This is a genomic window from Candidatus Paralachnospira sp. LCP21S3_A2 (genome assembly GCF_052118925.1).
GTDB lineage: Bacteria > Bacillota > Clostridia > Lachnospirales > Lachnospiraceae > Lientehia.
On record NZ_JBQKGG010000013.1, the window covers coordinates 62,089 to 69,511 of the forward strand.

The window sequence follows — 7,423 nt, forward strand, 5'->3', positions numbered from 1 at the left end:
TCAGATATTCCTCTTTTTCAGCACATGCTTCATCAGTCCCACTGCCGTAAGGCATGCTCCGGCCTCCGCAATGGGCAGTGCCAGCCAGACAAAGGTTCCGGACGAAGGAAGCGCCGAAAACAGCCAGGCCAGCGGAAGGGTCAGAATAATGAAGCGCAAAAGTGAAATCAGCAGGGAATAGCTTCCCTTGCCCAGCGCCTGGCAGACGCCCTGAAGTATAATATTCCCCCCGGCAAAGAAAAAGCCGCAGGAAATGATCCGAAGCGCCGTGATACAAAGCCTTGTTGATTCCTCCGCAATGGAAAAGATTCCAACCATGGCTCCGGCACCAAGCTGAAACAGGATAATCCCGGCGCCCATAATAATCGAAACATACACCAGTCCCCAGCGGATCGCCTCCCGGATCCGTTCCTTTTTCCCTGCACCGTAATTAAACGAAACAATGGGAATCAGTGCATTATTCAGGCCGAAGCCCGGCATAAAGATAAAGCTCTGGAGTTTATAATAAACCCCGTACGCTGTCACTGCCGAAACAGAAATGGTTCCCAGAATCAGATTCATAACATATGTCATAACCGGGGTCAGGATCTGCATGATGATCGCCGGAAAGCCCACCGTATAAATGTCCTTTAAAACGGACTTTTCCGGTTTCAGATATCTGATTCCCCTGTCGATTCCGACGCCCCGCTTAAAATAGAAGACCGAAATGATCACCAGCGAGAGGATCTGGCCCAGAACCGTCGCCCAGGCCGCACCGGAACCCCCCATAGCCGGCATTCCAAACATCCCTCGGATCAGAATGGGATCCAGAATAATGTTGGTAACGGCTCCGGTAAGCTGACAGATCATGGTGATCATGGTTTTTCCGGTGGCCATGACGATTTTTTCCATGGTCATGTATCCCAGTGCGCCGAATGAAAAGACGGTTACGATCCTTAAATAGTCCGTTCCCATCTGCGCGATCACCGGATCCTTTGTCTGGCTTCCGATAAAATTCTTTGCTGCAAAGATTCCGAACAGGGCCATAACAGCAAAATAGCAGACCGCCATGAATAACGCATTTCCGGCAGTTTTTGCCGCCCGCTCCTTATCGTTCCTTCCCAGATTCCGCGCCACCATGGCATTGATCCCCACGCCGGTTCCAACGCCCAGCGCCACGATGATCAGCTGGACCGGAAACGCCAGCGTCAGTGCATTAATCGCCTTGTCCCCCATGTTTGACACCTGGGCGGTATCCGGAATATAGGACACAAAATACGTGTCCACCACGTTATAAAGCGCCTGCCCCAGCATGGAGATCATCATGGGAATTCCCATATTTAAGAGTAGCTTTTTCACTGGCATATCTGCCATTTTCCCTGCATTCATATGTTTTTCAATCCTTTGAACTTAAAAAGCCGAAAGCAATCGATCCTGCATTACTTTCGGCCCTGTTTTCTGGCATCTCCGGCGTGATCCGGACACGCTGCCTTCCACTTAAAAAGCTCCAGCCAATGGTCACTCCGGTTCCTTTCCATCAAGCCTCCCACCTGAGGCATCATTACAATAATATACCTCATATGGGACGGCTTGTCTATGCGTTTTTAACCGGATGCTGCCCTTAAATGCCTTTTATATTTTTATTTTAAACGGTTTCTTTTTTCATTGCCTTATAGCCGATCAGTACCGTCCAGACATATGCACATGTTTTAGGGATCATCAGCATGCCAATCATGGGGATAACATCTGCCCACAGTACACCCGGACGAATCTTAAGATCATTCTTCAGAACCTCGCATAATCCGTTAAGGATATGCCCCCATGTCCGTATCATTCTCTTTTTTCCATCCGTTTTTTCCTCCTTCATAAATCCCAGAGAATGCAGCGAGAAAAAACCCGGAAATTGCCTGTTTCCATATTCCAGCCGTTCATAAATTCATGAAATACAGGCTGTTACATCCTGAAATACCTGTTCATCCTGAGGCTGAAAAAAAATCTCATGCCAGACGCTTTCGATTGTATCACCAAGCAGGGCCGCCTTCGATTCATAGTAATTATAAATCGTACCTGCCGAAACAAAGCATCGGGAAGCCACCGCTCTTATACTTACAGCCGTCCAGCCATTTTCTTTAATCAGTTCCCTGCTCAGATGCTGTATCCTGAAGTTTCTTAAGCGGTTTCCTGATCTTTTTCTGTAGAATCTGTTTCAAAAAACTCGTTGGACGGATCCAGGATCCATCTTGCTAACCTCCGAGATTTTTCAATTCAATTAAAAATTGAGTTGATGTAAAAGAAAACACCTCCTCGGCTATTCAAATTTATGTATTTTCCATGCTGTGTGTTGAGTACGCAATCCCGATCACTGCATAAATAGGCAACAGGAAAAACTCATCAAATTGCAGTTTGCAGAACTGACCCAAAAGAGCTCGAAGGAGCTCTTCAGACTGTAGACAAAGTTGGTGCTGGAGATAATCTCCAGCACCACTTTTTTTAAAAAATGTCTTTTCCTTTAATAACCGCTCAATATTATGGATAGTCGATATTCTTTCTTCCCTTTTGTCCAGTATCCTGGCCAGTTTTTTCAGGTTCATACATGCAAAAGTAAGCCCCGCTTTCATTTCCATCCGGGCTCTCCCTATGTATTGTGTATAACGAAATCCATGTTGTTCCTTGGCTGTTCCGAAAATCCTCTCGATTGTTTCCTTTCTTAGGTCATATATCTGTTTAGTGCCAAGTGTATGCCTGATATCCTCCGCTTTCTCCATATATTCTTCCCACACATGGCGGGTAACCACTTTTATGTGTTCTTTACTTTCCGTACATCTATGAAGATTGGGGCAACTGGCACATATTTCTCCGCAGCTTACGTATTCCCTATACCCCTCTCTGTTTGTCGTTTGATAGGATAATATATGGTTTTCCGGACATATGTAGCAGTCATAGTACTCATCATATGCATACTCATATTTTCGGAAAAACCCTTCCTTTGTCATTGGCCTCTTGTATGGGAACAGAGGCTCGATACCATCTTCTAACAATTCATGGGCGATTGCTGGTGTACGGTAACCGGCATCTGCAATGATCATAGCCGGTGAATAGATCTTTATCTTGTCATAAAGTGTTTTGAATGTCCGGCTGTCATGTTCATTCCCCGGATGAATGCTGTATCCCAGGATCCAGCCGTGTTTATCACAAGCTGTTTCCACTGCATAGGCGAAAACATGTTTATGCTCGCCTTTACGGAACCAGCCGCTTTCCGGATCACTGGTACTGCATTTCTGCGTTTTAATCCCTTCTGTAATTTCTTCTTCCTTTGTATTATTATCGCTCCCGCCGCCGGATGGGGGATCATTTCTGTCTTTTTCCTTTAAAGGTTTTTTCCCGTGCGCTTCACGATCCCTGGATATTTCCTTCTGTAATTTTTCTTCATACCAAAGGGCCTGTTCATGTGCAACTCTTTTTCGCATTTTTTTGCTGTTTGCACATGCTTTCACATGAGTAGAATCCACAAAGATCTGATCGGTGTCCACCAGTTTAAATTTCATGCAGTCTTCTAATATTTTCGCAAAGATCTGCTCAAAAAGATCTGTGTCCTTAAAACGGCGGGTGTAGTTTTTCCCAAAGGTTGAAAAATGAGGGACAGGGTCCAGCATGTCTAATCCGAGGAACCATCTGTAGGCAACGTTTACTTCTATCTCTTTGATGGTCTGCCTCATACTTTTGATTCCATAAAGATATTGAATGAAGGGAATCTTAATCAGCATGACAGGGTCCATACTGGGCCTTCCGTTATCAAGGCAGTATTTTTCTTCTACAAGCTCATATATAAAAGTCCAGTCAATGGCTTTATCAATTAAACGCAGCATATGGTTTTGGGGAACCATATCATCCATACAGAGCATTATCATCTGTTCCCTTTTTTATCTGAATTTTTTGCCATCATAAAAAACACCGCCCTTCTGATATTTGTATTATACCAGAAAAACGGTCGTAAACATAGAAAAGCCCGGCTTTCGCCGGGACTTTGTCTACAGTCTGACATCGCTGTCATGGCAGCGATGTTTTTCTTTTTCCTTAGATCATTTCCGACGTAGTATTGGTGCATTTAACCAACCACGTATCCCCTGCTCCATATGATTGGGTTTTCTCACAAATCCGCTTCCTACTTCTCATTTTCTCCTTAAAAAGCGACGATCTTTATTATTCCGCATAAAAGGGAGGACATTGACCAGTGATGATTTAAGGAATATAATAATTCCGTGATAGAACAAAATCCCCAACAATCATGGAAGAAGTACGATGAAAAAGGAAACCATTGGTGGCATGCTCAAAGACTTGAAAAATGGAAAAATTGTTCAATGCCCAGAATGTAAAGAAGGAACGATTGTTCCTGTAAAAGAGAATGATATCCATTTCAAATGCAAATTATTGATTAAGAGACCAGCTATCGATAATGGCCGGTGGTATTTCTGATAACCTGCCAAAACGGCGCATCGATTAACATAGGAGGCATGAAAATGAAATGTTTCAGTGAAAAAGTATATCTTGAGATCACTCCTCCCACGGAAGAAGATACGAAAAGTGACCAGCACAGGATCTGTCAGACGTTGTCCGACGTTGGATATAAGAATGCCAAAATCCCTCTTCACATATTGCAAAAGCTTTACCCCCTGTGCAGAGAATGTGATTATCACATCACAGTAACGCTGGTATACAGGGAAAAGGACTGGATCGTGACCGATGTGGAGGCCGGAGACACACGGCAGATGCACTATGGAATTGCTGTGGACTACGGTTCCACCACTATTGTCATGCAGCTGGTCGACTTAAATACCGGGGCTGTCGTTGCACAGGTACGCGGCACCAACGGGCAGCGCACCTACGGAACCGATATTCTCACTCGCATCACGTATACCATGGAGGATTCCGGACATGCGGATGACCTTCAGAAAGTCACGGTTGAAACCTTTCAGTCTCTGATCGGACAGCTGGCTTCGCAGACCGACATCAAAGTCCGCAGCTGTCCGATCATGATCGTCTCCGGCAACACGACCATGATTCATTTTCTGCTAAAGCTGAATGCATGGACCGTATTTTCCTCTCCCTTCGCGCCGGTCACTACAGAGCCCGGATGGTTATGGGGAAGCGAACTGGGACTTGATTTTTCCGGAATGCTCTACATCATCCCCTCTGCCTCCAATTATGTGGGGGGAGATATTGTAAGCGGACTTCTGAATCTGGATATCCGCCAAAGTGAAGACACCCTCCTGTTCTTCGACATCGGTACCAACGGAGAACTCGTTATCGGCAACCGCGAATGGATGTTAGCCGGCGCTGGTGCCGCAGGTCCGGCTCTGGAAGGCTATATCAGCCGTTTCGGTATGCAGGCCGGGAAGGGTGCCATAGATACAGTGACGATCCACGGCAAAGACCTGACCTTTACCACGATCGACGGAAGCCGCCCGGTGGGCATCTGCGGTTCCGGCATTATCGATCTACTGGCCCAAATGAGACTTCATGGATGGATCAATATTGCGGGCACATTGAATCCAGATGTCACTCCGCGGATCATATATCTGGAGGAGGAACAGGAGTATGCCGCCGTCTATGCCACTGCCGAAGAGTCCGGGAGCGGAGAACCACTGTATTTCTCACAGACGGATATTAAACAATATTTGGATACCAAAGCCGCTGCCTACACCATGATGGACTGTCTGCTTGAGTCAGCAGGATGTCTGGAGACAGATATTTCCCATTTTTATCTGTCTGGTGCTTTTAGTGCTCATTCTAATCTGGAATCCGCCATCACGATCGGCATCTTTCCGGATCAGCCCCGTGAGAAATACACCTGTATCTCCAACGCCTCTCTGGACGGTGCCCGTATTCTGCTGCTTGACCGCACCAGAATGGACGATATTCAATATTTTACAGAAAATCTTTACTGCGTACAATTTGCATCCATTCCGGATTTTCTGATTCGCATGCAGGCAGCAAAATTCATCCCGCATACGGACATAAAGCGCTACCCGACGGTGGAAGCATCCTGTCGGAATCTCTCTTCCTGATTATAGCGATGTATACTCAGAATCAGTCATGCAGGCTCATGGAAGTGACCGGTGTCAGGCGCGGATTGACAGATAGATGCGCTGCAAAGCACCTGAATCAGGAAACCAGACCGCAGCCTGTGTCCAGAATCATACCGAGCTGACTTTTCTGACAGAAAGAAATCCAAAAAATCTTTGCGTTCAGAAAAGGCCAGGAGAACTGCTTCTTGGAATCTTTGCCAAAATAGACTTTGTCTACAGTCTGAAGAGCTCGAAGGAGCTCTTTTTCCTTTTTTATAATAGTATCATTATGGTATAATAGAGACATTAAAATCGGAAGTTATGGAGGTGAAAAATGTATTTCACAGACGAAAAAGACTATATTATGCGAATGATAAAAGAAATGGTAAGAGTATTATTTGCTTTAATGTTTGGGAAAAAGTATGTTTCTGTTGAACTTGAAAAAGAAAATAAATATGAAGTATCAGGGAAAAATTTGAAAGATTTTCTTGATATGATTGATTCTGGGGAAATTAACGAAGCAGAGAATATACTTTTAGATAGCATTGATTATACAGACAGAAATGAGGTAATGGCAGCAGCTCTTTTCTACCAATACCTTAGTGAGAAGGATAGTGAGTTTTTGAAAAATAATAATTATACAAAAGAAGAAGTGATGTCTGGTTTTAAGCAATTACTTATGCAGTCAGGATATACTGATTTGCTATGTTTGGTCAAAGCTGAAGAGTAATGTAGAAAATTCAAAGAGATAAGAGTGATTGGCTGAAAGGAGAAATTGTATTATATGTTCTATATTGTTTTTGACTTTATGATGGCAGTGATTATGTTTTTGTTTGGAATGTGGTTTTATAAATCAGAAGGAAAAGCTACTAAATTCTTGTCGGGTTATAATATGAAATCAGCGGATGAACGAAAGAAATACGATGAGAATGCTATGTGTAAGGCATATGGAAAAAGAATGATGTTTATGTCAGTTCCTTTTATTATTGGAATAATCATAGATATCCAATATCAAGGAATAGGCTGTTGGATCGCATGGGGGATATGGCTTATTATGTTTGTTTTGTTGCTTATTGATAGACATAAAAGAGAACGTTAAATTCCGGTTTGGAGAATTGAGAAAATCAGAGTTTGTGATGGTAGATAATATGGAATGGTTTAATGTTTTTGGGCTGATTTTTATTGCAGGCATTATGATACCCAATGTTGTATTTGCGATTAAGTGTAAAGATGGATTTGATAATAAGTGGAACAATAAATATGTTGAGGTCACAGAACAAGTAGGGAGATTGGGTTGTTTCGGATTCATGATAATCAATATTCCGGGAACTTGGTTCGGGTGGTGGTCTGACGAAGCATTTGCACTATATCTGATTGTA

Annotated in this window: 5 protein-coding genes and 3 pseudogenes; 5 read left to right on the forward strand and 3 right to left on the reverse strand. The window is 43.8% G+C overall.

The annotated features are described in order from the left end of the window. The 3 genes and pseudogenes from ACTQ3K_RS09780 to ACTQ3K_RS09790 form a co-directional block, all read right to left on the reverse strand. Window positions 1–1,368, reverse strand: a complete 1,368-nt coding sequence (locus tag ACTQ3K_RS09780) for an MATE family efflux transporter (RefSeq protein WP_441567406.1) — start codon at window positions 1,366–1,368, stop codon at window positions 1–3. A gap of 256 nt (window positions 1,369–1,624) precedes the next feature. Then, window positions 1,625–2,137: pseudogene (locus tag ACTQ3K_RS09785) on the reverse strand (TetR/AcrR family transcriptional regulator). 281 nt (window positions 2,138–2,418) lie between these two features. After that, window positions 2,419–3,922, reverse strand: a pseudogene (locus tag ACTQ3K_RS09790) (IS1182 family transposase). 356 nt (window positions 3,923–4,278) lie between these two features. Here ACTQ3K_RS09790 and ACTQ3K_RS09795 point away from each other — a divergent pair. From ACTQ3K_RS09795 to ACTQ3K_RS09815, 5 genes and pseudogenes are all read left to right on the forward strand, one after another. Then, the gene (locus ACTQ3K_RS09795) at window positions 4,279–4,452 is read left to right on the forward strand and encodes a hypothetical protein (RefSeq protein WP_180954768.1); all 174 of its coding nucleotides are present in this window, start codon (window positions 4,279–4,281) and stop codon (window positions 4,450–4,452) included. A gap of 44 nt (window positions 4,453–4,496) precedes the next feature. Continuing rightward, entirely contained in the window at window positions 4,497–6,044 is a 1,548-nt protein-coding gene (locus ACTQ3K_RS09800) for an ASKHA domain-containing protein (RefSeq protein ID WP_441567404.1), read from the forward strand. Between the two features lie 334 nt (window positions 6,045–6,378). Further along, the gene (locus ACTQ3K_RS09805; protein WP_441567402.1) at window positions 6,379–6,774 is read left to right on the forward strand and encodes a DUF6483 family protein; all 396 of its coding nucleotides are present in this window, start codon (window positions 6,379–6,381) and stop codon (window positions 6,772–6,774) included. Between the two features lie 54 nt (window positions 6,775–6,828). Further along, on the forward strand, window positions 6,829–7,143 hold the full coding sequence (locus tag ACTQ3K_RS09810; RefSeq protein WP_005342838.1) for a DUF3784 domain-containing protein: 315 nt from the start codon (window positions 6,829–6,831) through the stop codon (window positions 7,141–7,143). Between the two features lie 37 nt (window positions 7,144–7,180). Continuing rightward, window positions 7,181–7,423, forward strand: a pseudogene (locus ACTQ3K_RS09815) (hypothetical protein); the annotation flags it as partial.

Excerpts from the sequence above, each read along its gene's own strand:
- ACTQ3K_RS09780 (WP_441567406.1), bottom strand. The coding sequence starts at position 1,368 with ATGAATGCAGGGAAAATGGCAGATATGCCAGTGAAAAAGCTACTCTTA.
- ACTQ3K_RS09795 (WP_180954768.1), top strand. The coding sequence starts at position 4,279 with ATGAAAAAGGAAACCATTGGTGGCATGCTCAAAGACTTGAAAAATGGA.
- ACTQ3K_RS09800 (WP_441567404.1), top strand. The coding sequence starts at position 4,497 with ATGAAATGTTTCAGTGAAAAAGTATATCTTGAGATCACTCCTCCCACG.
- ACTQ3K_RS09805 (WP_441567402.1), top strand. The coding sequence starts at position 6,379 with ATGTATTTCACAGACGAAAAAGACTATATTATGCGAATGATAAAAGAA.
- ACTQ3K_RS09810 (WP_005342838.1), top strand. The coding sequence starts at position 6,829 with ATGTTCTATATTGTTTTTGACTTTATGATGGCAGTGATTATGTTTTTG.